Raw genomic sequence first — 24,955 nt, 5'->3', positions numbered from 1 at the left:
TATGACAGTTGCTGATTATGCTGCAGATTACAAGCATGTTTGGGGAGTAGAACAAGATTTTTATAAAAGTGTCGAGGAATCCTGCAAAACTCTTTATATTGAATCTCTTAAGGACCTACCGCCTGATGTTAGAACTGCCTTAGAAAGAGCTTACGAAAATGAAGAGTTAGAAAGTGGAAAAGAGATTCTAGCAACACTTATCAAGACTGTTTCCACTGCGGATGATCAAAAATTATTAATCTGCCAAGACACAGGGATTCCTGTATACTTTGTAAAGGTAGGAAATCAAGTGCGTTTTGATGGTCTAAGACTAGAGCAGGCCATTAGAAAAGGAACGGAACGGGCTACGCTTGAACATCCATTAAGAAGCAGTATTGTAAACACATTAACAAGAAAAAACCATGGCACTTCTACCGGAAACCAAGTCCCTATTATTCACTATGAATTTGTGGGAGGCGATCAAATAGAAATTCTAATTGTTCCGAAGGGATCGGGTTCTGAAAACATGAGTTATTTGAAGATGTTAACGCCTGCCGCCGGTATTGAAGGGATTAAAAAATACGTCTTAGAATGTGTATTTGAATCTGGCGCCAATCCATGTCCCCCTACAATCGTGGGAATCGGAATCGGCGGAACGGCAGACAAATGTGCAGCACTTGCGAAAAAAGCCGCGGCACGTGAAGTTGGTTCTCCTAATCCGGATCCAAATGTACGGGAACTTGAGGAGGAACTATTTACTTTAATCAATAAATTGGGATTAGGTGCCCAAGGCTTAGGAGGAAGTACGACAGCCTTAGCAGTCCATATTGAAGCAGCAGATACGCATATGACATGTAACCCTGTAGCTGTCAATATGATGTGTTGGCCTGCGCGAAGAATGAGAGCGACCTTCAGTCAAGGGGAAGATCCTAGAATTTCATTTTAGAAGTTGTATTATAATTAAACCTAATGGGTCATATGATTTTGAAAAAGGTCACCTATTTAAGCTCAATTTCATCCCCCCATTAGGGAGATGAAATTGAGTAAAGAAAACCTTATTCCTTTCAACCATAGATATTACAGATCGTCACAATTTAAGCTGGAGGTTTTCACATGAGCAGCGAACTTCAATTAGAGAAATCTGCCGTCCCCAATTCGAAAATACCATTTATAAAGTCACAAAATCTTCCGGGGATTGGTTTAACAGTTGTTATAGGGCTTATCGCCCATTCTTTGGGAAAGGATTTCCCCCTGATCGGCGGGGCTGTCATTGCCATTGTTATCGGAGTCCTTATGAGACAGTTTCTTGTTGTTCCCGAAGTGTTTTTTCCTGGAATCGGCTATACTCTTAAAAAGTTATTAAAACTGGCCATTATTCTTCTTGGCTTTAGCTTTAGTTTTTCTGAAATCTTTCAGCTGGGAATAAATACACTCATTATCGTATTAGTTGCTGTCATTCTTGGTATTGGCCTCACCTATTTCATCGGAAGGTTATTTAAACTCAAAGGGAATATTCCCCTGCTCATTAGTTTAGGGACTGGAATATGCGGGGCCACAGCAATTGCCACGACAGGGCCAATCCTTAAAGCAAAAGATGAGGACATCGTCTATGCAGTTAACACCATTTTTGCGTTTAATGTATTAGCTGTCTTAGTCTATCCTCTTATTGGCCATTTACTTTCTATGCCTGATAGTATGTTCGGGGCATGGGCAGGTACAGCCATCCATGACACCTCTTCTGTTGTTGCAGCTGGCTACAGCTACAGTACAGAAGCTGGGGATGCATCCGTCGTTATTAAATTGATGAGAACCTTAATGCTCGTGCCAGTTGCAGTCCTATTATCAATTTTTATTTCTATTAAGAATAAAACGGCGAATGCCGATCAGAAAAAAGTAAAAATGAGTAAGGTCTTTCCGTTCTTTATCTTATTTTTTGCTGGGGCTGCCGCGATCAATACGATTTTCCCTTTGCCTTCCAGCTTTATTGAACCCACCACGTTTATTGCTAAATTTGTCATTTTAATGGTCATGGCCAGTGTTGGTCTGGGAACTGATTTAAAGAAGATTAAATCTGTTGGGATACGTCCCTTAATGGTTGGTTTAATTTCTTCCATTATCATGGGAGCTATCAGCTTACTCTTAATTACTGTCCTTTTTTAGCAAATTTAATAGAATAATTGTTTAGTTGCCTTTAGGATGACAAGGTTTAATAAATCCACTAGGAGGGGTACTATGGCACATTATAGATTAAAAGCTCCGTTGACAGATGAAGATATTAAGAAATTATATGCTGGGGATACAGTCACTTTAGATGGAATCATTTTCGGAATCCGTGATGCCAATCTTATTCGCCTTTTTGATAAGAAGGTGGATCTGCCGGCTGACCTTGTTCCCCAATTACAAGGATCAATCGGTCTCCATACCGCTCCGGGAGTCAGAAAGTTAGAGGACGGTACATATGAAAAGGTTAGCATTGGCACGACAACAAGCTATCGTATGGACCGTTTTACTAGGGGATTAATGCAAGATTATGGCATGAAAGTCATTATTGGAAAAGGAGGACTCCTAGAGGATGGGAGTCAGGCATGTGTTGATTTTAATGGCTGTTATTTCTCTATCCTCGGAGGATCGGCAGCATTGGAGACGACACAAGTTGAAGCCATTGAAGATGTATGGTGGGAAGATCTGATGCCTGAAGCCATATGGAAATTCAGGGTAAAGGATTTTGGGCCTTTAATTGTCTCTATTGATTCCCATGGGAACAATAAATACAAGGATATTAAGAAAATCGCAAAAGCAAATCTAGATGATATATTAAATCAAATTTAGACTGGAGAAATGAACGGATAAAGGCAGAAGTCCTATTTTTAATAGGGTTCTTGCCTTTTATCTTATCTTGTTTACAGTTTGATCATTAAGGAGGGCATTGTATGGAGGAAGTTTGGATCTTCCTATTCCTGATTGTCCTAATATCTTCTTTTCTTCAAACAAGTACGGGCTACGGATTTTCAGTTGTGAGTACACCGTTTTTATTTTTGATCTATCCCGTGCAAACGGCGATTCAAATTAGTATTATTCTTTCCCTTTGTCTTTCCATTTTTATGATTTTCAAAATAGGAAAAGAAATCGATAAAGCCCTGTTAGTACGTTTAATAAAAGGAAGTAGTGTAGGAACTCTCTTAGGCATTCCGATTTATCTTTATTTGGATGTCACCATGCTAAAGATCATCGTGGGGATACTGATTCTGGCTTTCACGGTTCTTCTTATTTTAAAGTTAACTATCCGCCAAACTAAGAAAAGGGACATCTTGACTGGTGGGATTTCTGGCCTTCTAACGACAAGCATGGGAATACCCGGCCCTCCTCTGTTACTTTATTTTTCTGGGAGTGCAATGGATAAAGAAAGCTTTCGTAATATTCCATTAGTCTACAATCTCTTTGTCTATTTCATTAGCTTACTTTTACAAATCATCTTTAGCGGTACAAGTTCAGTTGTTTGGACTTCTTCCCTTATTTCCATTCCTGCGCTTTTTTTAGGCATATTGCTGGGACAATTCTTTTTTAAGAAGATTAGCCAGAGTACATTTCGATTGATTTCCTATCTGATTCTACTCTTTACAGGCGGTTATTTGATTATCATGAACTTCTTTTACGTTACTTAAGGAAAATGATCCATACTTGAATACAGAACAAAAAACGTACAGCTTGAACTGTACGTTTTTTATTTCCCTTCTCTATTAATCCCCTGGAATACGAAACAATCCGGTTACTATTTGCTAGATAAACTATATTCACCTCTTTGTTTAAATTGATACTTTATGCTCAAAAGTTAACTAATATATTGATTTATTTGAAAATTGTAAATATAATCAATATATCAGTTGTGGTTACGTGCCCCAACCACCAAATAAGGCAGTTAAATTTGAAAAACCATTAAAAAACGGGGTAATCAGACATAGTTTATAACCTTCTTTATCCTCGTAAAGGAGAAGTTTCTATGACGGGAAAAAAGAAAAAGAATGATCAAAACTTTTTTAAAAGGGTTCCTTATCCGTTTTGGGTTTTCAGTACTCTAGCAATTGGATTTTCACTTGGTTTATTTGTACCTGACAATCCCGTGGTGCATGGCCTTGCTCTAAGCGGGCAGTATTTTCCAAAAGGCATCGTCACATTTGCTACAGCTATCATCTTTTTCTTACTAGCCGGAGCAGCAGTAAAGTTGATTTTGGTACATAAAGATAAGGCTGGCCAATTGTTTGGGAGAATCTTTGCATCCTACCTTGTTTTGGGACTAGTGGCCGTAGGATATGCTGCACTTTTTATTTTTTTAGTGGCAGGTCTGGATTTTACGACAGAAGGTGCGGAAGTAGCAGGATTCTCTACCTTCATAATGAGTATATTAGGTACATTTAAAACAATTATCACCCAGCAGCCATTATTGCAGATTTTAATTGCCTCCGTCGTAATTGGCTGGATCGTTGCGACTAACAAAAAATTTGAGCCCATTGCAAGAAATATTATGATTATTAGCGACTATATTTTAAAAGCATTTAAGTGGCTACTTTGGTATTATCCAATCATGATTGGTTGTTTAGCTATAAACATTCCGTTAAAGTTTGGGACTGAAGGGGTTGCCTATTATGGGAAAACCGTCCTTTGGGTATTTATTCTAGCTACAACATGGACACTCCTAATCATTGTATTAACAAAGATGATCTCCAAAAGAACATGGTCGCAAATATGGAAATATTACTTTACCGTATATTCAACAGGTTTTGGGACCGGTGGGTCTTATGATACACTGGCGGTTAACATTATTTCAGCTGAAAGAGATTTAAAATTAAAACCAGAATTCGCTGAGACATCCGTTGTGTTTGGCACAGTATTAAATAAAAGCACCTCTACAATGGCTGTATTAATTGTGACTGTAACGACCTGTGCCATGATGGATATTCCTCTTTCCTTATCTGAAATTTTATTATTAGTGTTGCCTATGTGGATTTTGGGCTTGGAATCACCAGGCGTTCCCGGCGGTGCGGGATTCTTTATGTCCCCTGTTATAGCTACCATTCTGCAAGTACCCGATCCAACGTTATTTATCACAACCTTTATTACCATGTACTCTGGCTTTATCCCTATGATTTGTACAGCAGTCAATACGACAGATGATGGTCTAATTGGTGCCATGGTACAAGATCGATTTGCACCTATGAAAACAGTGCCTGCTCCAGCTATTAATCAAATTAGAAAGTCATCCTAATTTCAAAGGGGGAATAATGAAATGAAGGTTTTAGGTTATATTCTTTTTGCAATCGGAATTTGGATGATGGTCTCCCCTCAAGCAACACTTGGATTAAAAGAGCTTAAATGGATGGCAGATTATGCATTTCCAGGGGAAGCGCTTATAGGGAGCGTAGTAGTTGCGGGCTCTTTAATGTTCTTTGGGAACCCTAAATCTAAAAAGGTTAAACATAATTAAGAGATTAATAGATGACAATATTAAAAAAGCCCAATTAAGTTGGGCTTTTCACTATTACTACATACTTTTGTCTATGATTTCTTCTCTTGCTTTCTTTGGTTTATTCATCATGTAAACCCCAACAAAGAAAATAGAAAAGGTAATAGTCATCACCACGAATACAATCGATAAAGGGATATCTAGCGTATGGTATAAGTATTCGAAGACCAATTGAATGGAAATCCCCGAAATGACAGTAACCATAATAATTTTCAACCATTTTTCTTCTATAAAGGAAGCTATCTTTCCTCCGATGATCACACCGACCATTCCCCCTATTATTAAAGGGACAGTGAGGTCAAGCCGGAAATATCCACCGCCTAACTTTCCAATAATTGTTCCAGTCGCAAGCAATGCCCCAACAACCAGTCCTGTACCAACTGCTTTTTTAATAGGCAGCTTAAATATATTTATGAAGATAGGGATATATAAAAATCCTGCCGCGACACCAATCATTCCACCTACAGCTCCAACTCCAGCACTTAAAAAGATAGCGAGAATGGGAGAGAATCTTTCCTCTTTGACTTCAACCGGATCTTTTTTTGGTAATAATATAGAAATGGCGGCAATGATAGAGAATAAGGTAAAAATCCCTTTTAATAAATCATCACTGAGCGTGTTGGCAATTCGCGAAGATAGCAAACTACTTAGTAAAGCAGGAACACCAAAATATAAGATAACATTTAATTTTACAAGTTTTTGTAAGTAATAATAAACCGATCCTGAAATAGTAGTAAAAATCGTATTAAAAGATGTCATCATTGCTATTTCTTTCATATTTAATCCTAATTTCAACCAATGTGTAAACAGGATGAGCAAACTTGTAACAATAACACCGCCGCCCACGGATATCATACCCGTCAGCACACCAGTCAGCAGGCCGATGATGAATGCGATCACCGACATCCGTGACACCTCTTTTCATTAAATTAATGCTGCGCGTTTCATCCTTAAATCGTACTATTAGGACTCCGTGAATAATTGATCTTGAAGCCCTGGTTAAATTTCTTGCCCCCTTAATTTCTGTGACATTATTTGTCGGGTTTATCAAGGTGGAGTGACCCTACCACTTCGCTATTATTAAAACATTTTCTGAGTATCAAGTCAATATAATTTTCTAAATTTTCAAAATGTGATAAATAGTAGATAATATAATTTTTACGAAAAAGTTCGATCGAACAACTAGCTGATTATCTACTTTATGGGTGTTAAACCCTCCTCTATTCAATTTTCACGTGTTGATGTGATGGCTGCTTCTTGTTTAAGCAGCGATGAAATAATCGTTCTAGACGTATGCCATACACCTGCGATTTGTGTATAAGTTGGTCCATGATGGTGTGAAGATAGTGGACCGACAAAATAGAGACCTTCTACACTTGATTCAAAATTTACTACGGGAAACCCGTTTTCTTCCTTCAAGATATTAGGCAATATAGACTTAAGAAACATAATCTTATCAACTGACGGACAGTATCCTGTGGCAGCAAAAAGATGATCTACCTCTACCCTTTCCTCATTTCGAAAAACAACCTCAAATTTTCCGGTTTCCTGTACATGCTTAGCACATATGATATCTGAATAAGGACGTAGCCGTACCTTTCCCTCGACTAGTGGGAGAAGAAATTCAGTTACTGTAGCTTTAAGTAGTTCTTTTCGCAGATAGTCCTTCTCTTTTTCCGGAAGAAAGAAAAACTTGTCGGCAATGTCTCGCTGACGTTCATTGATGTTTTCCAAAGGAGGTTCATATCCTGATCCATGGAAAGCTAACTCCACATTCGCCCCAGCTTGATGCAACAGCGCTGCCGCCTCCCACCCGCTTTGTCCCCCTCCCAATACGACAACCCTTTTTCCGGCAAAGCTTTCATAAGAGGTATATCCGGAAGAATGCGATATGAGTTCAGCTGGCAAATGCTGAAAGTTGGAAGGGAAAAATTCTACGTTGCCCAGTCCAACAGCCACGATAATATGGCGAGTATTTCTCTTACAGCCAGAGATCAACGAAGTTCACGGTCCGAGGGATCCAGACGATGCTTGAAGGATATAGTCTGCCAAAGAAAAGATTAACGCACGCCTCATATGTTCCGGCATGCATATTGTAAATGGATGTTTAAAGTGACAATTAATGATATTGAAAAGGTAAGAAGATTGGCGGGGCATAGTAATATTGCAACGACAAGCAAATATTGGAGGGATTCTTATGTTGATTTGGTTGATTCAGTGTTAAAAAGTGAAGCATCTGCGAAGAAACAAGGATGTTACTGAGATATTTGATACAAGAAGAAATACGAAGTAATTGTTTAAGAGGAGGGGTGTCTGCCCCTCCTGCTCGACTTGCTATTTTGGAACTGCTCCTGCCTCTACTAGCAAATCAACAAGATGGATGGCTCTGACTGTTTTCTTCATCCCTTCCCTTTGAATACCTAGCTTCATTTGCAATAGGCAGCCCGGATTTGTAGTTACAATAATTGTAGCGATTGTTTCTTTTGCATTTTTCATTTTAATATCTAATATGTCCATGGATTCTTCATAGTTTACAAGATTATAAATGCCTGCTGATCCACAACAACGGTCGAAATTCTTCATTTCTCTGTATCCAGCATTTGGAACTTGCTTTAGTAATGCTAAAGGTTCTTCAGTTACTTTTTGCACATTTTTCATATGACAAGAAGATTGGTAGGTAATTGTCTCATTAATATTGTTTGTAAAACGCAGGCCATCAAGTTCATTTAAAACTTGGGAGATATCTCTAGTTTTTTTTGCGAATTTTCTTGCCCGTTCTTCCCATTCTTCATCTCCAATGAATAGATGTTCGTATTCCACAAGAGTCGCGCCGCATCCACCGGCGTTATTTACGATATATGTTACGTTTTCCTTTTCGAAAGCCTCTATATTTTTTTTGGCAAGCTCTTTGGCAGAGTTTGTTTTTCCTGAATGGGCGTGCAGTGCCCCACAACAAGTCTGGTTTTCAGGAATAATCACCTCGGCTCCAGACATTGTTAATAATTTTATGGTGTTACGATTTGTTTCGTGAAAAATTGAGTCCATGACGCATCCAGTAATAAAACCAACAACCATTTTTTTAGGGCCAATGGCTTTATTGTCACGCACCATTTGTTTACGGATCTGCGGAGAAGTTTGGTTAGGTAATACCGCTTCGAATTCTCCAAGATGAAGAGGTGCTCTTTTAGTTACGCCCGTTTTTCGAGCTACTTTTTGCAACCTTGTTTTTTGATAGAACCATGAAGCATTTCCTATAAAGTTCATCCACTTTTTAGAAGGGATCATCTGATCAAAGAGAATAGATTCAACTTTTCTTTGTATTTTCGTTTTCTTTGCATTATCCTCTAAAACTTCCTTAGCTCCCTCCAATATTTTTCCGTATTGGACATTGGTTGGGCATACGGGTTCACATGCCCGGCAACCAAGACAATTTTCAATTGGTTCTCTTAAATCTTCAACACTAATTTTTTCCTCAGCAAGCATCCTAACTAGATTGATTCTTCCCCTAGGGGTATGCGCTTCTGTTTTCATTGTTTCATATGTTGGACACGCCGGTAAGCAATAACCACATTGGACGCAATTAAATGTTTCATTGTAATTTAACTTTTCTTTTAAACTAGTCCTGCTCATCCCCGTAACACCAGCTTTTGCCCTTTTTCAGGGAAAATTTTCCCAGGATTTAATATATTATTTGGATCCCATGCTTGCTTAATTTTTTTCATCATATCAAGCCCAATTTCACCTAATTCCATTTCCATAAATGGAGACTTCAGTGTTCCGATTCCATGCTCACCTGAAAGGGTTCCGCCTAATTGGACAGCTGCCTCGAAAATCTCAGCAACAGCCTTCTCCACCCGAATCATCTCATCTTCATCACGTTTATCACAGATAATATTTGGATGTAGATTACCATCGCCGGCATGGCCAAACACAACAAGATGAATATTGTATTTTTCACGGATTTCCTTTAATCGCTGAAACATTTCAGGAATCTTACTTCGAGGAACCGTTGCATCTTCAGAGACTTTTGTTGGTTTAATTTTTACTATAGCTGGAGAAACTAGTTTTCTCGCTTTCCAGTAGCTCGCAGCTTCTGCTTCATCCTTAGCAATTTTCACTTTTACAGATCCAATTTCCGTAAAAATGGATTCAATTTTTTTCATTTCGTCTTCAATAGCCAATGGATGGCCATCTAATTCGATTAGAATAATCGCCTCACAATCAGTTGGCAGACCAATAGGCTGATAGTTTTCTACTGCAATGATTGAAAACTGATCCATGATTTCCATTTTGGAAGGAAGGATTCCATTTGTTAATACTTTTGATATGGCTTTTCCTGACAGAACAAGATCATCAAAAACAGCCATCATTGTTAAGGTTGCTGGTGGCTTAGGCACCAATTTTAAAGTAGCTTCGGTAATAACACCTAAAGTGCCTTCAGACCCAACAATTATTTTCGTTAAATCATAGCCCGTGACATTTTTAATCGTTTTCCCGCCTGTTTTAATAATTTCGCCTTCAGGGGTTACAACTTCTAAGCCAATTACATAATCCTTCGTCACTCCGTACTTTAGGCCTCGAGGTCCGCCGGAATTTTCCGCTAAATTACCTCCAATGGTGGAAACATGCGCACTGCTTGGGTCAGGCGGATACATCAAACCATATTTACCAGCAGTTTCATTAATTGTTGCGGTGAGAACTCCCGGTGAAACGACTGCCACGAGATCATCGGGATATATTTGTAGATAACTATCCCATTGAGACATATCTAAAACAATGCCGTTTTTTACAGGAAGGGGACCTCCACTAAGAGATGTCCCTTGTCCTCTGGGCGTTACTGGAATTTTATATTTGTTTGCTAGTTTTAAAATTGATGATACTTCTTCTTTATTCTTTACCTGCACAACGAAATCAGGCAGGTAGGTTCCGAATGAAGCATCATAGCTATAACTGTACCTGCTTGCCAAACTCGTTAAAATTTGATTTGAAGGTAGAAATTCTTCAAACTCTTTAATGATTACATCCATTCGAACTTCTCCTCTTAACCAATATTCAGAGAAACAAACTTTTCTTCAAGATATTCGCTTAATCCGTATTTTCCTCCTTCTCTACCAATTCCACTTTCTTTTAATCCACCGAATGGCGCTTGGGCTGTCGTTGGCATTGCATCATTAATTCCAATAATTCCATACTCTAATGATTCCATGACACGAAACGCACGACCTAAATCATTCGTATAACAATAAGATGCAAGCCCGTAGAATGGATGATTTGCTTTTTCAATCGCCTCTTCTTCCGTTTTAAAGGTAAAGATCGGAACAACAGGACCAAAGGTTTCTTCTACTGCGATTTTCATAGATTCATTGGCGTTATTAATAACTGTCGGCTGATAGAATGCACCTTTTTGATTCAAAATTTCACGTTCACCACCGCATAGTATGTTTCCGCCTTTTGTTATTGCATCTTCTACATGTTCCATTACCTTTGCGAGACTTTCCTCATTAATTAAAGGTCCAATCTCTGTTCCTTCTTCCAGCCCATTTCCTATTTTTAATTGCTTAACTTTTTCTGTGAGAATCTGCGAAAAATCCTTAGCAACCTCTTCTTGAACATAGATTCTATTTGTACATACACATGTTTGCCCTGCATTTCTAAATTTACTAGCAATTGCAGCATCAGCGGCAACCTCTAGATCAGCATCCTCAAATACGATAAATGGAGCATGGCCGCCTAATTCCATTGAGACCTTCTTAACCGTATTTGCGGCTTCTCTCATTAATTTCTTGCCTACTTCCGTTGAACCTGTAAAGGTGATTTTTTGGACATGTGTGCTATCTAATAAAGATTGAGCAACCTCGTTGGATGGACCGTGTACTAAATTGGCTACTCCTTTCGGTAAACCTGCTTTATCTATTGCTTCAAAAATTTTGACCGCTGTTAGAGGGGTCACTGAAGCTGGTTTTAAAATAACCGGGCAGCCGGCGGCAATGGCTGGAGCAAGTTTACGTGTAACCATAGCAGCTGGGAAATTCCAAGGTGTGATGGCACCTGTAACGCCAATCGGATCTCGAAGCACTAAAATTCTTTTGTTTTGGGCTGAAGCTGGTATCGTTTCTCCGTAAATACGTTTTGCCTCTTCGGCATACCAATCAACATAAGAAATAGCTAGCCTTACTTCCCCAAGGGCCTCTTTTAATGGTTTCCCCATTTCTAATGTAATCGTCGTTGCTAGCTCTTCCTCAATATCCCTTAAATTGATTGCAATTTCTTTTAGGTAGCGAGATTTTTCATCAGCTGTAACTTTCTTCCAAGTTTTAAACGCCTCTGAAGCCGCATAGATGGCTTCTTCTACATCTTCTTTGCCTCCAAAAGCAACTTCTCCGACCTTTTCTAATGTGGCAGGGTTATAAACAGTTAAGTATTCACCCTGTCTTGATGATTTCCATTCGCCGTTAATATATAGCATGGCTGTTCTCCTTATTACTTAATTTCTGTAATCCATCTTTTAGGATAAGTATTGATTGATCAAGTTCATTTTGATGGACTGTTGTTGGCGGAATAAATCGTAAGACATTTTTTTCAGTTCCGCATGTTAATAGAATGAGTCCGTTTTCTAAAGCGTGATTTTTAAGCCAATTGACCGTTTTTGCATCTGGTTTACCTTCTTCATTAACAAACTCTATCCCTATCATTAATCCTAAGCCTCTAACATCGCCGATGCCTTTAAACTCCTTTTGTAAATCAAGCAATTGCTTCTTTAAATAATCTCCCATCTTTCTGGCGTTTTCGATTCCTTCGCGTCTTAATATTTGGATGGAGGCCAATGCTGCAGTACATGAAACGGGATTTCCACCATATGTACCGCCATGTGTTCCGGATTCCCATTTTTCCATGATATCCCTTTTGGCGATAACTGCACTTAAGGGAAAACCGGATGCAATCCCTTTACCTAAGGTGATAATATCTGGCTCTACTTCAAAATGCTCATAAGCAAACATTTTACCTGTTCTTCCAAACCCTGTTTGGACCTCATCGAACACAAGTAGAATACCGTGTTTATCACAAAGAGCTCTTATCTTTTTAATAAATTCCTTCGGTGGAACAATATATCCACCTTCTCCTTGTACAGGTTCAAGTATGATGGCTGCCACTTGAGAAGGATCCACTTGATACGTAAACACTTCTTCTATATTTTGAATACATCTTTCGGTCTCCTCCTCATTACTTAAACCTGATCGGAAGGAATAAGGATATTCACAAGAATAAATGCTTGGAAATAATCCTTCATAATCCTTACGGTAGGAAGAGTTGGAAAATGTAATCGATGTAGTTGCTAGTGTTCGGCCGTGAAATCCCCTTTTAAAAGAAATAATGGCCGGTCGTTTAGTGGCTTTTTTCGCTAGTTTAATAGCACCTTCATTCGCTTCGGCTCCACTATTTGAAAAATAAACCATTTTGTTAGATCCAGTTAGATAGTTTAATTCCTCAGCAAGTTTAATATATGATGGATAGTAGGCGACATTGTGGCCAATATGAATCATGGAATCTAATTGTTCTTTAACTGCTTCAATAATTTCTGGGTGGCAATGTCCTACATTATTAACACCCACTCCGCTGGCAAAGTCTAAATATGATTTGCCCTTTTCATCCACGACAGTCGAACCAATAGCCTTTACAATTCCAAGATTTGTTGCTCTTCCCGCTACTGGAGGAAGTACTTGATTACCTCTTTCAAATAAACTCATATTCTCCTGATTCATCAGTATTCGGCCTCACTCTCTTGTTTATAATTATTTTTCCAAAGCTCAATATACTCTTTTGCATTAGCAATAAGGCCTTGTTTTTCCTTATCATGTAGTTCTCGGATGACCTTTGCAGGGATACCAACGGCTAATGTCCCTTCAGGGATTACTTTTCCTGGTGGAACGACTGCTCCGGCAGCTACTTGGGCTCCTTTTTTAATGATTGCTCCATCTAAGACGATAGCACCAATTCCAATTAATGCACCATCTTCAATTGTACAAGCATGTAAGGTTGCCCTATGTCCAACTGTAACCATTTTTCCAATAACAAGTGGAGATTCCGGTGTAACATGACAGATGGTGCCATCTTGAATATTACTTCCTTCCCCAATTTCTATATAATTATGATCATCACCCCTGAGCACAGATTGTGGCCAGATACTGACATCTTTTGCAATCCTCACGTCCCCAATAATTTGTGCAGATTCATGAATAAATGTCTCCGAATGAACGGAAGGCACCCGTCCCCTCAAGTATTGAATCATATGAACATCCTACTCCTTAAAAAGTAATATCTTAATGTAGTAAAATAAGATTAACTGCTTGAGACAAGGCCTAATTCTTTTAGTATTTCCTCATTATGTTCTCCTAAAGTAGGTGCTGAATTTTTAATTTCTCCCGGTGTTTTTGATAATTTGACGGGAATACCTAGCGCTTTTACTTTTCCAGCAACCGAATGCTCGACCTCTTCGACCATTTTTCGGGAAAACGTGTGCTGGTCCGTTAATGATTCCGGGTATGTGTTAATTGGGCCGGCTGGAATCCCTGCCTCATCAAATTTATCGAACCAATATTTTCTTGGTTTTAAACGAGTTTTTTCTTCTATTAATCTAACAAATTCATCTAAATGCTGAATACGTGAAGCATCATCTACAAATCTATTGTCATTTAGGAATTCAGGTCTTCCTATAATTTCGCAGAATACTGGCCAATGATGCGATGTATCTGCCCCTACAGTAAAATATCCATCGCTTGCTTCAAATGCTTGATACGGTGCAGATAATCGATGTCCGCTTCCAGTTGGGGTAGGCGTTTCGCCAGATACCCAAAACTGGATGCTCTCCCAGACAGATAACGCAATGCCCGTATCGTATAGGGAGGCATCAATAAATTGCCCTTCATTTGTATTTACTCTGGCATATAAAGCTGATAAAATCCCGTATGCAGAGAATAATCCTGCACCCAAATCAATAACCGGTATTCCGCATTTTACTGGCTTCCCGCCTCTTTCACCTGTCACACTCATAATCCCTGTCATCCCTTGAGCAATTAAGTCATATCCTCCGCGGGAAGAATATGGTCCATATTGGCCAAATCCAGAAATAGAGCAATAAATGAGCCGTGGGTTTATTTTAATAAGAGTGTCATAGTCGATACCCAATCTTTTAACAACACCAGGGCGATAGTTCTCAATTAAGATGTCGGCTGTTTCAATTAATTTATAAAAAGTATTCCTGTCCTCCTCTGTTTTTAAGTTAAGGGTCATACCGCGCTTGTTTCTATTGATTGCCATATAAGCATAGCTTTCACCGTTTATTCCTGGTGACCACGTTCTAGTGTTTTCGCCATTCGGTGGTTCAACTTTAATGACATCAGCTCCCATATCTGCCAACAGCATTCCGCAATAAGGTCCCGCCATGACCTGACTTAAGTCAACAACACGTATTCCTTTTAAAGCACCCATTTTATCCATCTCCTTACGCTTATTCTTCGAATTAAGATTTTCCAATTAAATTTTCATTATTTAAAAATAGCTCTTTATTTTTTAAAATGACATTTCCATCAATTTCAACTGTAGGAGCATTGACAACCATATCGTAGTGGCCCTTTGCTTTAATGTTCCCTCCGATATAAGCATTCGTTCCTAAAGCGATGTGAATCGTTCCAAACACGCCTTCATCACTTAACATACTGTTTTCTAATTGACACTCCGGATTCATGCCAATTCCGAATTCACCAGCAAAGTAGATATTTCCGTTTTCATCATTTCTTTCTTCTAACACTTTTTTAAACAGATCAGCTTCTTTTCCGCCTGTGATCGAAATGGCTTTCCCTTCCTTAAATTCCACTACTACGGGAGTATCAATCAGGCCAACACCTGGAATACTTCCATCAACGACCAGTATACCTTCAGCTGTTCCTTCAACTGGGGCAATGCTAGATTCAATACAGTGCGCCGCAGATACATCCTTTGTATTAGCAAATCCAGTTAATGCCCTTCCTTCCCTACCTTTAATGGAAAAGCGTAAATCGGAGCCCTTCGGTGTTGTAATTCGAACGAATTCCCCGTTTGTCAAAATATTAGCAAGCCTTTCCACTTGAGGCCTTATTGCAACAAAGTCAGCACGCAATCCACTACTTAAAAGAATGTTTTCATGTGATTCAGGCAAAATTAAAATCCTTGTTCCAGCCATCTGTGCGTCATGGCGTGCTTTTGTATGAGCAATGTTATATGTCGTTGGAGCGATAACCACATCTACTTCTTTCATCGCAGCAGCTATAGCTTCTGGCAAGGCATCCCCGTGTCCATTTCTTGGTAACATTGATATGGTGATTGGTTCTGCACCTAATGCAGCAGTGGCAGACGCAAGTACTTTTGATATTCCTTCCGTTAGAAAATCAGTTAAAATTAATACCTTTTCTCCTTCAACAACTCCAGCCAATACTTTTACTAATGCGTTGGCTGCAGGGTACATTAGCACATCTTTCATAAAGTAAATCTCCTCCAGTTCCTCAATGTTTAATATTAAACTCCCTCAAAGGAAGGGGTTTGCTTATTGAAAAATGACTCAATCGCGTGTTTGTGATCCCTTGTTTCTTGGCATCTAATAAAAGCATCTAATTCCATTGTCATTGCATCTTGCCAATTGAATTCCATTGTTTTCTGAATGACATCTTTTGCATGCCTTACTGCAATGGGGGCACGTGAAGCAATCATCTTTGCCCACTCTAGTGCTTCTTCCATTAATTTTTCATGAGGAACAACAGTACTTGCCAAACCTCTTTGAAGAGACTCTTCTGCAGTAATCGTTCTTCCTGTTAGAATTACTTCCTTGGCATACGCTTCCCCCAATAGCCGGACGAGACGGGTAGGTCCAACAACTAATCCAACCTTCACACCAGCAGCGCAAAGCTTTGCACGTTCTGACATGATGCGAAGATCACAGGCTAAAGCAAGCTCAAACCCTCCGCCAAAGGCATAGCCATTAACAGCTGCAATCACTGGTTGAGGCATTTCATTGACAATGTCATAAATTCGGCAATCCTCTTCTAGAAATAGCCGTACAGTTTCTGGTGTTAATTCCCCTTCTTCGTTTAAATCTGCTCCGGCACAAAACGCACGATCCCCCTCGCCAGTTAAAATGATGACACGAACATCTGGTCTCCCTTTTAATTCTTCCATAAAGGGTACAAATTCTTCGCGAAATTCCTTTGAAAGTATATTCATTGGCGGATTATTGATTGTAATTGTACAAATATGGTCAGCAAAATTAACCTTAATCATTTCCATACCTTTCATCTCCTATCTTCAAGCATTCTGTTTCATTTCTGGTTGAACTATTATTTTTTTAGAAATGTCTTCTATTGTTCCATCAATCCCCTTGCTTCTTTGATACTTATCCCAAAGGATGACTGCTATTGGACATAAAATGGACGTAGTAATTGTAGATATCGAAATTTGTATGGTTGCCAGATTCGCAATATCTTGGAAAGCCTTTGCCTCTTCCAATGTCATGAGTCCTGCCCCAGCTGAGACTGCTGCGGCTGCAGCGATGGCTGCAGGGGTCCCAACCGCATTCCCTGCCGTTGATGCTTCAGCAACTGGACCAATTGTGCTTCTCTCACCGAATAAACGGTAGACTAGGATCCCTGTAATAGCTGATAAAATAACTGTTGCAAAGCCCAAAGCTAACCCTCCCCAGACTGCCTCTGGATTAAAGAAGCTCATAAAGTTCATTCCTGCTCCAAGACAGAATGCAAAGAATGGGACAAGTAATGTTTCTCCAGGCTTTAGGAATTCTCGAATATCCTCATCTAAGTTTCCAAGCAGCATTCCAAGAGCTATTGGCAGCAATACCGCAATAAATGCGATTAGTGGAAAATGTGACCCAACCATTCCTAATGCAAGCATTGTAAAGAATGGGCCGTCATTTAAAGTTAAAACAGAGATTGCACCAACATCTGAACGGTTTCCATATTGACCTGTAAGAACTGCATACATTCCTTCATTTCCATTGGTCATAGCTGCAATAATCGCCACTGTCGATAAACCAAGAAGACCGTTCATTGGATCAAAAAATATTCCAAACAAAATTCCAATGAGAATTCCGGTTAAGCACTTACTTGAGGTAAGCAAAATACCTTTCTTTAAAGCCTTTCCACCTACTCTCAAATTCATTTGACTACCTGCACAGAATAGAAATAAACCAATAAGCGTTAAGGTTCCATTTTTAAAAAGAGCCTCCGAAAAGCCGCCAATTCTCATAAACTCATAAATACCTTCTTGGGCAGGTGATACCCCTAAGGATTTAAGGATGTTCATAATAAAAGGAATGTGAAGCTGGTCAATCGTATTTAATAGTGCCCCTAACATAAGAGGGATAACCATTAGACCGCCAGGAACTCTTTCAATGCTTTTTTTGATTTTCATTATTATCACCAACCCAGATTATTTATTGGATAACAATCCTACAACTTTTTGCTTTTAAGGTAGTCGAATATTCATTAGTTGTTCAAAAACTAAGTAAACGAAACCTATCATTCCGATAGATATCAATGATGCTGTGTACCAACGAATTTCTTTATAAAACAATATCCCAATAAATAGAAACAACAATGTAGAAATCATAAAGCCTATCATAGGAATAAGCACAAAAATATACCCAACCGTAAGAAGAATAAAGACGACTCCCCTTTTAATTTCAAGACGTGAAAAGGATTCTTTTGTTTTTTCTTTTTTCTCACGAAAGGTTTTAATAAATTGCCAGATTGCTAGCGCCGTAAAACCATAGCCTAATAACATTGGAAACGAACGCGAAGAATTTAAAAGATGTTTCCCTTCTGGGAATGTAAAACTCTCTATTACTAAAAAGAGACCAAAGGTTAGTACCATACCTGAAAGAATAAAATCCTTATTAATTCTCATCCTCTTCTCCCTTCAATTACTCTTGCGGCTTACTAATCCCTACTTCTTCAGGTGATCGTTTCCCAACACCTATATCCCATAGTAACCAACTTGTTTTCTCTGTGATTTCTTTTGTATATTGTTGGCTATCTTCAATATCTGTTAAGACAATTGCCCGTTTCTTCGCAAACTCTTTAAACTTTTCACTTTTAATTGCTTTGTTATAAGCTTGTCTTAATTGATCCACGATTTCCTTTGGTGTTCCGCTTTTTACTGCTGGTCCCCACCATGTTCCTTCAGGTACATACTTATCCATGCCTGCAACAAAATCAGTCACCGGAGGGATAGATCCGAAACCATCCACTTCAAATGCTTTATTATCCATCACAGCTAAGGAACGTAAATCACCTGAACGCAGTAAATCTACAACTTCGTTAACCCCGCTAATGGAGAAATCTACTTCCCCTTTCATAGCGGCCATTGCAGCGTTTGACCCTGAATCGTAGGTTATAATTTCAGCATCTCCGCCGACAACATTATTAACAATTTCCAAGGTAAGATGCCACGGATCTCCAATAGCAGCTACTCCAACTTTGGCATTTCCTTCTTTTAGAAGTTTTACCACATCATCGAATGATTTCAGATTAGACTTTTCATTAACAATAAAGTTTGCAATCCCCATAGCCCCGATCCCAATTTGTTCGAAATCTTTATAGGTTAAATCAGTCATTCCCATCGTTGGGAATACCCGTACAAGGTCTGTTTGGAATAAGATTGTATAGCCATCGGCTTCTTGCTCATTCACATATTCCAAGGCTAGTGCACTCGAAGCCCCAGGCATATTTCTTACAGCAATTGGTTGCCCTAATTCTTCTTGAAGCATTGGATGGAGGGTTCTTGCCATCGTATCCGTTCCCCCACCTTCACCAAACCCAACAATGATTTCAATTGGCTGTGCGGGGTATTTGTCTTCTTTTATTGTATCTTCCTCTGAATTTGCATTATTGGATTGATTACTAGAACAGGCACCTAGTAATAAAATGAATGACATAGATAATAGAAACATCATTTTAAGTTTCATAATTTTGCCTCCTCATCAGTTCTTATTTTCTTCCATACTTTTTTAAACTTTTTTGATAAAAATTGATTTTGGTTCAATAGCAAAAACACAATACATACAAGTAAGAATAGACTTATAGGACGTGTTATAAATGGCAGAAACGAATAATCAGCACTAACCATGGCTCTTCGAAAATTTTGTTCAGCCATTAAGCCTAGAATTAATCCGAGTACTAGGGGAGGAGCAGCAAGGCCAACCCTTCGCATTAAAAAGCCAATAATCCCAAAAGCAAACATGACTGCGATATCAAATGGACGGCTATTAACGGCAAACGTTCCGATAACACTAAATACAGTAACCGTCATTAAAACAACGCTTCTTGGAACAGACAAAACTTTTTGAAATAGAAACGAAAAGAGTAACCCAAATATCAGCATAAATACTGCGGAAACAACTAAAATGATAAAAAACTGTTGTAAAATATTTGGGTTCTGAGTAAGTAATAATGGACCAGGTTGCAATCCATGTAACAAGAGTCCCCCTATAATGACGGCTGTCACGGCATCCCCTGGTATTCCCAGTGTGAGCATAGGGATATAGGATCCGGGTACGCAAGCGTTATTCGCGGTTTCTGCAGCGACGATTCCTTCTGGATTTCCTTTTCCAAAACTTTCAGGATTCTTACTGCTTCGGCGGGCAGCATCATAAGAAACCCATGCGGCTACATCCGCTCCAACTCCAGGGATTGCTCCTATTAAAGCCCCAATTACGGAGGATTTTCCTCCAGTAGGTAGAAACTTCACCAACATCCGCCACGGTGGAAAAATAGATTTAAATTTTTCAGCTTTTAATGGAGGTTTGAGCTGGATTAAGGATTCAATCACTTCCGCGATACCAAAGATTCCTATTAAAACAGCAATGAGGCTGAACCCATCCATTAAAGCGCTTTCACCAAAAGTAAACCGTTGTACTCCCGTAATTTTATCCATTCCTACTGTCGCTAAAGCCAATCCTAAAAATCCTGAGATTAATCCTTTTACCAGTGACTCTGCAGTCAAATTAGCACTAAGTATAATTCCGAACATGGCCAGTAAGAAATATTCCCATGACCCAAAGCTCATACTAAAGTTTAAAAGTAAGGGGGCACCAATTAAGAACAGAACGGCTGCAAAGATGGTTCCAAGAAAGGATTGAAAAGTCGCAAGCCCACGAGCCAAGCCCCCTTCCCCTCTTTGCGCCATAGGATATCCGTCCATGGAAGTGGCCGCAGATGCTGGGGTGCCCGGTATATTCAAAAATATGGCAGGTGTGGATCCCCCGTATGTACCTGCAATATGAACAGAAATAATTAACACCATTGCCTCGATCCATTCCATACCCCATGTAAATGAAATTAATATGGATACTCCCATAGTGGTAGTAAGTCCGGGAAGTGCTCCTACAACCATGCCTGCAATTGTCCCAAATAAAAACAAAAGCAAGACTTTAACAGATAAGATACTAGCAATCGATTCTCCTATTAAACTTAAATCCAATCAAAAGCCCTCCCCCCTCAATCTAAAAAGAGTTGTCTATCCTTCATAAGAATTTTGCCATCCACTTTAATGACAGGATCACGCATGACAAGATCGCAATGGCCCGGTGCCCTTATACTGCTTCCGAAGGTGATTCCATTTCCAATTCCAATATGCATCGTACCAAATTCCGCCTCGTCCTCTAGTTGTCCTCCCCTGCCAATCTTTGCATTTGGGTTCATACCCATTCCCATTTCTACCGCGCAATAGACATTCGGATGATTGTAGCTTTCTAAAGTTTGTCTTAACATTTCTGCATCTTCTTTTCCTTCAATCGAAACAATTCTTCCTTCTTTAAAGGTAATTTTTACTGGCTCTTGACATGCTCTTCCAGGTACTATTGCCCCATCCACGTACATAACTCCTTCTGTTGTGCCTTCAATTGGCGATATTGCAGTTTCAATGCATGGTGGCGGTGAAATCATACCAGGTTCGTGGCAAATTCCTGTTTGAGGTACTGCATGTCGACCTGAAATTTTCATGTGCAGTTCCGTTCCTAATTTTGAAGTAATGCTTAATTCTTCGCCTGCCTCTAATATGGCTGATACCTTATCGATCACTTCCTTTTGGGCCATAAAATCAATATCTAAAGATCCATCCAAGAAAACTTCTTCGTTCGCATCAGGCATAAAAATGAGTCTTGCACCAGCGTTACTTGCTTCTTTTCTGGCAGTTGAATGATTAATAGAGAATGTTGTCGGAGCAACGATTGCATCGGCTGCTTTCATGGCTTCAGCGATAATTCTTGGCGGTTCATCACCATGTCTTGTCGTTGGATGCATGACTGTCAGAACAACCTCTGCGCCCATCCCATGTCCTACAATTGCAAACATCTCCCCTATTTCAGTCGTGTTGGTATCTGTTAGGATGAGTAGGTTTTCTCCTGGTTTTACATTTAAACAAGTCTTAAGAATCGTTTGAACAGACTTCATCATGAACATTTTTCGAATAGTATTCATATCTTCCTTCCTCCATTTTTTCTTTGATATATTTAATAATGCAATATCTGTGCCAAATTGAAATAAAGTTTGAAATCGCATTAATATATGGATTTCCTCATAATAAAACTTTTAAGTTTATTCGCAAAATGCAAATAAAAATGGCAGGTAAGCCTTTCAATTCAACATTAAAAGACTTTACCTGCCTTGATTTCCTCTTATTTGCAAAATGCGAATCAAATTTGCACTTTGCGAATGTTTTGATATTTTCCGATTTTCCTATATAAAGTGGCTAGGTTTATCCCAAGCTCCTTCGCCGCTTGTTTCTTTCCATTTAAGCTATCTCCGTATTTATTAATCGCCTCCCTTATCATATTTTCTTCCATCTCAGCTAAAGTAATATTTTTATTGAAAACCATTGGGTGGCCCAAATCCCTTATTCTTGGCGGGAGATTATCAATTGTTATCCAATGGTCAGTAGCCATATTTATGGCATATTCCACAGTATTTTGTAATTCTCGGATATTTCCAGGCCAACTATAACCGCAAAGCATTTCCTCTGCCTCAGGTGTGAATCCTCTAACTTTCTTTCCTGTTATATTGTCATAATGTTTAACAAAATGACGAAGCAGTACGGAAACATCTCCGTCTCTTTCGCGTAATGGGGGTATTTTGAGTGGGATCACATTCAATCGATAAAATAAATCTTCTCGAAATTCGCCATCTTTCACCATTTGTTCAAGGTTTTTATTTGTAGCCGCAATAACCCGGATATTAATTTCTATCGAATCATTTGAACCAACTCGTTCAACCCTTCTTTCTTCTAATACACGAAGTATTTTGACTTGTAGGTGAAGAGGCATATCACCTATTTCGTCTAGGAATAACGTTCCTCCATCAGCCATCTCAAATTTTCCAGGCTTCCCCTTTTTTCTTGCACCCGTAAATGCCCCTTCACTGTAGCCAAATAGTTCGCTTTCCAACAATTGTTCGGGAATTGCCGCACAGTTAATTGCTCGAAATGGCTTATTTACTCTTTTACTTTCTTTATGGATAGCTCTTGCGAATAGCTCCTTTCCTGTTCCACTTTCACCCAAAATAATGACTGTAGAATCAGTTGTCGCCACTTTTTTTGCAATGGATTTTACCTGTAGAATGCTTAAGCTTTTTCCAACTAAGGTATCAAAGGTTGAATCATCAGCCTCTGTGGTGATAGAATAGGCAATTTTCCGAAATTCATCTAAATCTTTAAAAGATATAGCGACCCCGATAATATGACTATCGTGAACTAACGGGGTTGCACTGCTTATAATCTGAATATTCATACCATTTATTTGTAGGGCAAATTCCAGATTAGAAAATCCCTTTCCTGTTGATAATACACTCATAATTGGTAAATCTGGCATCACATCTATTATGTTTTGTTTTAAGACTTCTTCTCTATATATCTTTAAAATCTTCTCAGCTGAACGATTCAATTCTAATATATAGCCGTTCCGATCTACGGAAATGATCCCTTCATTCATAGATTGAATGGTCACTTGGAGCATTCGGGAGGTAGATAGATACTTTTTCAAAAGGGATTTACCATTTATTTTACTGCTGATTAAATCAGCCATCTTCCCAAGATAATTTGATAAAATTAAATGCTTTTCTTTAAATTCCAGTTTTTGTTCCTCTGAAAAGGCTGTTAAACTGATAACGCCAACATTTTCACCCTCGTGTTTTAACGGATATGAAACATCCGCTTTTTCTGGACAAGATTCATAGAGGATACAACTTTTACAGATTTCATGAAATCCTGGTTCTAAATTGTATACAGGTTTATTTGTTTTTAATACCTCACTGATTATATGTCCCCTTACAGGTTCACCTATAACAGCATGCTGACCACCACCTGTAGCTGCTACGACTACTTTATTTAAATCATATATAATAACTTCCAACGACAAAACCGATTTAATAGCTTCTGCAACTAAAATAACCTCGTCTTGTATCTCAAAAAGTATGGAACTCATTTTTCATCCACTCCTTTTATTATAAAAAATGGGACAAGTTGCTTTTATTCTTATATACTTTTCGATCAGATGGAGAAAAAACCTCTAAATATATCATTAATTATTTGAGTATTCATTCAACAGATAAAACTTGATACCAATTTTTATCGTGAAATAATATTTTTTTGTCTTATTACATTTATAAAATATAGTATTACCTTTTAAATACTATATGGAATTTAAACTATTTGGCTGGAGAAATAACAAAACACAAGCAACATGTTGTAGGCTCCCCTATGTCTTTTACAGCCAAAGATCAACGAAGTTCACGGTCCGATGGATCCAGACGTTAATTGAAGGTTATAGTCTGCCAAAGAAAAAATTAACACCTCATATGTTCCTGCATACTTTTTGTAAGTGGATGTTAACAGCGACAAATAATGATAAAGAAAAGGTAAGAATATTGGCGGGGTATGATAATATCGCTACTACCAGCAGATATTTGAAGGATTCATATAGTGACTTGGCGGATGCGGTGGATGCATTGCCGAAGTTTTGATTTAATATAAATCCCTAAATTGCAGCAGATGCAATTTAAAAACATCAAGCCATTAAGAAAATGATGTTAACTAAAGCAAGTACAAGATATCGATTATCAGATACACCTGCCACAAGTTGAGGAAGAAATTTCGGAATTTGTTCAGCCGTAATAAGCTAGCCGAATAGATTTGCGGTAGCTGCGGCACCAGCTTCAGTAGGCGTAAATATCCCTCCCCAAATCCCAAATATAATAATCAAAGGCAAAATTAACGCTAATATTCCTTCAAAGAAGGTTTTCCTTCAATGTGGCTTAATATGCCCATCATTTACGGAGTGGTAATCGATCGATACTTTCTTATGATATTTTAGCTATTAATATTTATCTTATTTAAAACTCATTCGAGTACTCTATTAACAATTCA

General features: G+C 38.7%; 22 protein-coding genes and 3 pseudogenes. 8 read left to right on the top strand and 17 right to left on the bottom strand.

Annotated elements, in window-relative coordinates; all coding sequences use genetic code 11:
• Position 1: 1 nt before the first annotated feature.
• From AR328_RS12725 to AR328_RS12700, 6 genes are all read left to right on the top strand, one after another.
• Complete coding sequence (locus AR328_RS12725; RefSeq protein WP_066295406.1) at positions 2-925, top strand: fumarate hydratase; 924 nt, start codon at positions 2-4, stop codon at positions 923-925.
• 167 nt (positions 926-1,092) lie between these two features.
• Positions 1,093-2,139, top strand: a complete 1,047-nt coding sequence (locus tag AR328_RS12720) for a YeiH family protein (protein WP_082677220.1) — start codon at positions 1,093-1,095, stop codon at positions 2,137-2,139.
• A 72-nt stretch (positions 2,140-2,211) separates the two neighbouring features.
• The gene (locus tag AR328_RS12715) at positions 2,212-2,808 is read left to right on the top strand and encodes a fumarate hydratase C-terminal domain-containing protein (protein WP_066295401.1); all 597 of its coding nucleotides are present in this window, start codon (positions 2,212-2,214) and stop codon (positions 2,806-2,808) included.
• A gap of 101 nt (positions 2,809-2,909) precedes the next feature.
• Positions 2,910-3,641 carry a sulfite exporter TauE/SafE family protein gene (locus AR328_RS12710; RefSeq protein ID WP_066295398.1) on the top strand — a complete coding sequence of 244 codons (732 nt, stop codon included), beginning with the start codon at positions 2,910-2,912 and terminating at the stop codon, positions 3,639-3,641.
• A 335-nt stretch (positions 3,642-3,976) separates the two neighbouring features.
• On the top strand, positions 3,977-5,239 hold the full coding sequence (locus AR328_RS12705) for a cation:dicarboxylate symporter family transporter (RefSeq protein ID WP_066295395.1): 1,263 nt from the start codon (positions 3,977-3,979) through the stop codon (positions 5,237-5,239).
• 21 nt (positions 5,240-5,260) lie between these two features.
• Positions 5,261-5,458 carry a hypothetical protein gene (locus AR328_RS12700; RefSeq protein WP_066295391.1) on the top strand — a complete coding sequence of 66 codons (198 nt, stop codon included), beginning with the start codon at positions 5,261-5,263 and terminating at the stop codon, positions 5,456-5,458.
• 57 nt (positions 5,459-5,515) lie between these two features.
• Here AR328_RS12700 and AR328_RS12695 read toward each other — a convergent pair whose 3' ends face one another.
• Together AR328_RS12695 and AR328_RS12690 are read right to left on the bottom strand one after the other, a co-directional pair.
• The gene (locus AR328_RS12695) at positions 5,516-6,403 is read right to left on the bottom strand and encodes a sulfite exporter TauE/SafE family protein (RefSeq protein WP_066295390.1); all 888 of its coding nucleotides are present in this window, start codon (positions 6,401-6,403) and stop codon (positions 5,516-5,518) included.
• A 318-nt stretch (positions 6,404-6,721) separates the two neighbouring features.
• Positions 6,722-7,456: a SidA/IucD/PvdA family monooxygenase gene (locus AR328_RS12690; RefSeq protein ID WP_066295385.1), complete on the bottom strand. Its 735-nt coding sequence runs from the start codon at positions 7,454-7,456 to the stop codon at positions 6,722-6,724.
• A 14-nt stretch (positions 7,457-7,470) separates the two neighbouring features.
• Here AR328_RS12690 and AR328_RS22255 point away from each other — a divergent pair.
• A pseudogene (locus tag AR328_RS22255) lies at positions 7,471-7,759 on the top strand (site-specific integrase); the annotation flags it as partial.
• A gap of 72 nt (positions 7,760-7,831) precedes the next feature.
• Here AR328_RS22255 and AR328_RS12685 read toward each other — a convergent pair.
• From AR328_RS12685 to AR328_RS12620, 14 genes are all read right to left on the bottom strand, one after another.
• Positions 7,832-9,127, bottom strand: a complete 1,296-nt coding sequence (locus tag AR328_RS12685; protein WP_066295382.1) for a (Fe-S)-binding protein — start codon at positions 9,125-9,127, stop codon at positions 7,832-7,834.
• Positions 9,124-10,524 carry an FAD-binding oxidoreductase gene (locus AR328_RS12680; RefSeq protein ID WP_066295380.1) on the bottom strand — a complete coding sequence of 467 codons (1,401 nt, stop codon included), beginning with the start codon at positions 10,522-10,524 and terminating at the stop codon, positions 9,124-9,126. Before AR328_RS12680 ends, AR328_RS12685 begins: the two co-directional genes overlap by 4 nt.
• A gap of 14 nt (positions 10,525-10,538) precedes the next feature.
• Positions 10,539-11,963 carry an NAD-dependent succinate-semialdehyde dehydrogenase gene (locus tag AR328_RS12675; protein WP_066295376.1) on the bottom strand — a complete coding sequence of 475 codons (1,425 nt, stop codon included), beginning with the start codon at positions 11,961-11,963 and terminating at the stop codon, positions 10,539-10,541.
• A complete protein-coding gene (locus tag AR328_RS12670; protein WP_082677218.1) occupies positions 11,950-13,257 on the bottom strand; it encodes an aspartate aminotransferase family protein in 1,308 nt (435 codons plus the stop codon). Before AR328_RS12670 ends, AR328_RS12675 begins: the two co-directional genes overlap by 14 nt.
• Positions 13,257-13,784 (bottom strand): gamma carbonic anhydrase family protein, encoded by a 528-nt coding sequence (locus AR328_RS12665; RefSeq protein WP_066295374.1) that lies wholly within the window; start codon positions 13,782-13,784, stop codon positions 13,257-13,259. The genes AR328_RS12670 and AR328_RS12665 overlap by 1 nt, the downstream gene beginning before the upstream one ends.
• A gap of 50 nt (positions 13,785-13,834) precedes the next feature.
• Entirely contained in the window at positions 13,835-14,983 is a 1,149-nt protein-coding gene (locus AR328_RS12660) for a CaiB/BaiF CoA transferase family protein (protein ID WP_066295372.1), read from the bottom strand.
• A 31-nt stretch (positions 14,984-15,014) separates the two neighbouring features.
• Complete coding sequence (locus tag AR328_RS12655; RefSeq protein WP_066295370.1) at positions 15,015-16,010, bottom strand: aminopeptidase; 996 nt, start codon at positions 16,008-16,010, stop codon at positions 15,015-15,017.
• A gap of 35 nt (positions 16,011-16,045) precedes the next feature.
• On the bottom strand, positions 16,046-16,810 hold the full coding sequence (locus AR328_RS12650; RefSeq protein WP_066295369.1) for an enoyl-CoA hydratase/isomerase family protein: 765 nt from the start codon (positions 16,808-16,810) through the stop codon (positions 16,046-16,048).
• An 18-nt stretch (positions 16,811-16,828) separates the two neighbouring features.
• Positions 16,829-17,950 carry a 2-keto-3-deoxygluconate permease gene (locus tag AR328_RS12645; RefSeq protein ID WP_066295368.1) on the bottom strand — a complete coding sequence of 374 codons (1,122 nt, stop codon included), beginning with the start codon at positions 17,948-17,950 and terminating at the stop codon, positions 16,829-16,831.
• Positions 17,951-18,004: 54 nt separating this feature from the next.
• Positions 18,005-18,445, bottom strand: coding sequence for a tripartite tricarboxylate transporter TctB family protein (locus tag AR328_RS12640; protein WP_066295365.1), 441 nt, complete (start codon positions 18,443-18,445; stop codon positions 18,005-18,007).
• A 16-nt stretch (positions 18,446-18,461) separates the two neighbouring features.
• Positions 18,462-19,505, bottom strand: a complete 1,044-nt coding sequence (locus AR328_RS12635; protein ID WP_066295363.1) for a tripartite tricarboxylate transporter substrate binding protein — start codon at positions 19,503-19,505, stop codon at positions 18,462-18,464.
• Positions 19,502-21,019 carry a tripartite tricarboxylate transporter permease gene (locus AR328_RS12630; protein ID WP_066295361.1) on the bottom strand — a complete coding sequence of 506 codons (1,518 nt, stop codon included), beginning with the start codon at positions 21,017-21,019 and terminating at the stop codon, positions 19,502-19,504. The genes AR328_RS12635 and AR328_RS12630 overlap by 4 nt, the downstream gene beginning before the upstream one ends.
• A gap of 17 nt (positions 21,020-21,036) precedes the next feature.
• Positions 21,037-22,017, bottom strand: a complete 981-nt coding sequence (locus tag AR328_RS12625; protein ID WP_197414460.1) for an aminopeptidase — start codon at positions 22,015-22,017, stop codon at positions 21,037-21,039.
• Positions 22,018-22,232: 215 nt separating this feature from the next.
• Positions 22,233-24,014, bottom strand: a complete 1,782-nt coding sequence (locus AR328_RS12620; protein WP_066295356.1) for a sigma-54 interaction domain-containing protein — start codon at positions 24,012-24,014, stop codon at positions 22,233-22,235.
• 236 nt (positions 24,015-24,250) lie between these two features.
• On the opposite strand from AR328_RS12620, the pseudogene AR328_RS22250 reads away from it, so the two are divergent.
• Positions 24,251-24,552, top strand: a pseudogene (locus AR328_RS22250) (tyrosine-type recombinase/integrase); the annotation flags it as partial.
• 155 nt (positions 24,553-24,707) lie between these two features.
• Here the strand turns inward: AR328_RS22250 and AR328_RS23070 are convergent.
• Positions 24,708-24,815: pseudogene (locus AR328_RS23070) on the bottom strand (TRAP transporter large permease subunit); the annotation flags it as partial.
• Between the last annotated feature and the right edge of the window lie 140 nt (positions 24,816-24,955).

Origin of the sequence: Bacillus sp. FJAT-29937, from assembly GCF_001509555.1 — a bacterium.
Classification (GTDB): Bacteria; Bacillota; Bacilli; order Bacillales; family Cytobacillaceae; genus Cytobacillus.
This window is presented reverse-complemented; position numbering and strand designations above follow the sequence as displayed.

Bases quoted from the DNA above. Each gene is read 5' to 3' on its own strand.
- AR328_RS12725 (WP_066295406.1), top strand. From the start codon at position 2: ATGACAGTTGCTGATTATGCTGCAGATTACAAGCATGTTTGGGGAGTA.
- AR328_RS12720 (WP_082677220.1), top strand. From the start codon at position 1,093: ATGAGCAGCGAACTTCAATTAGAGAAATCTGCCGTCCCCAATTCGAAA.
- AR328_RS12715 (WP_066295401.1), top strand. From the start codon at position 2,212: ATGGCACATTATAGATTAAAAGCTCCGTTGACAGATGAAGATATTAAG.
- AR328_RS12710 (WP_066295398.1), top strand. From the start codon at position 2,910: ATGGAGGAAGTTTGGATCTTCCTATTCCTGATTGTCCTAATATCTTCT.
- AR328_RS12705 (WP_066295395.1), top strand. From the start codon at position 3,977: ATGACGGGAAAAAAGAAAAAGAATGATCAAAACTTTTTTAAAAGGGTT.
- AR328_RS12700 (WP_066295391.1), top strand. From the start codon at position 5,261: ATGAAGGTTTTAGGTTATATTCTTTTTGCAATCGGAATTTGGATGATG.
- AR328_RS12695 (WP_066295390.1), bottom strand. From the start codon at position 6,403: ATGTCGGTGATCGCATTCATCATCGGCCTGCTGACTGGTGTGCTGACG.
- AR328_RS12685 (WP_066295382.1), bottom strand. From the start codon at position 9,127: ATGAGCAGGACTAGTTTAAAAGAAAAGTTAAATTACAATGAAACATTT.
- AR328_RS12680 (WP_066295380.1), bottom strand. From the start codon at position 10,524: ATGGATGTAATCATTAAAGAGTTTGAAGAATTTCTACCTTCAAATCAA.
- AR328_RS12675 (WP_066295376.1), bottom strand. From the start codon at position 11,963: ATGCTATATATTAACGGCGAATGGAAATCATCAAGACAGGGTGAATAC.
- AR328_RS12670 (WP_082677218.1), bottom strand. From the start codon at position 13,257: ATGAATCAGGAGAATATGAGTTTATTTGAAAGAGGTAATCAAGTACTT.
- AR328_RS12665 (WP_066295374.1), bottom strand. From the start codon at position 13,784: ATGATTCAATACTTGAGGGGACGGGTGCCTTCCGTTCATTCGGAGACA.
- AR328_RS12660 (WP_066295372.1), bottom strand. From the start codon at position 14,983: ATGGGTGCTTTAAAAGGAATACGTGTTGTTGACTTAAGTCAGGTCATG.
- AR328_RS12655 (WP_066295370.1), bottom strand. From the start codon at position 16,010: ATGAAAGATGTGCTAATGTACCCTGCAGCCAACGCATTAGTAAAAGTA.
- AR328_RS12650 (WP_066295369.1), bottom strand. From the start codon at position 16,810: ATGGAAATGATTAAGGTTAATTTTGCTGACCATATTTGTACAATTACA.
- AR328_RS12645 (WP_066295368.1), bottom strand. From the start codon at position 17,950: ATGAAAATCAAAAAAAGCATTGAAAGAGTTCCTGGCGGTCTAATGGTT.
- AR328_RS12640 (WP_066295365.1), bottom strand. From the start codon at position 18,445: ATGAGAATTAATAAGGATTTTATTCTTTCAGGTATGGTACTAACCTTT.
- AR328_RS12635 (WP_066295363.1), bottom strand. From the start codon at position 19,505: ATGAAACTTAAAATGATGTTTCTATTATCTATGTCATTCATTTTATTA.
- AR328_RS12625 (WP_197414460.1), bottom strand. From the start codon at position 22,017: ATGAATACTATTCGAAAAATGTTCATGATGAAGTCTGTTCAAACGATT.
- AR328_RS12620 (WP_066295356.1), bottom strand. From the start codon at position 24,014: ATGAGTTCCATACTTTTTGAGATACAAGACGAGGTTATTTTAGTTGCA.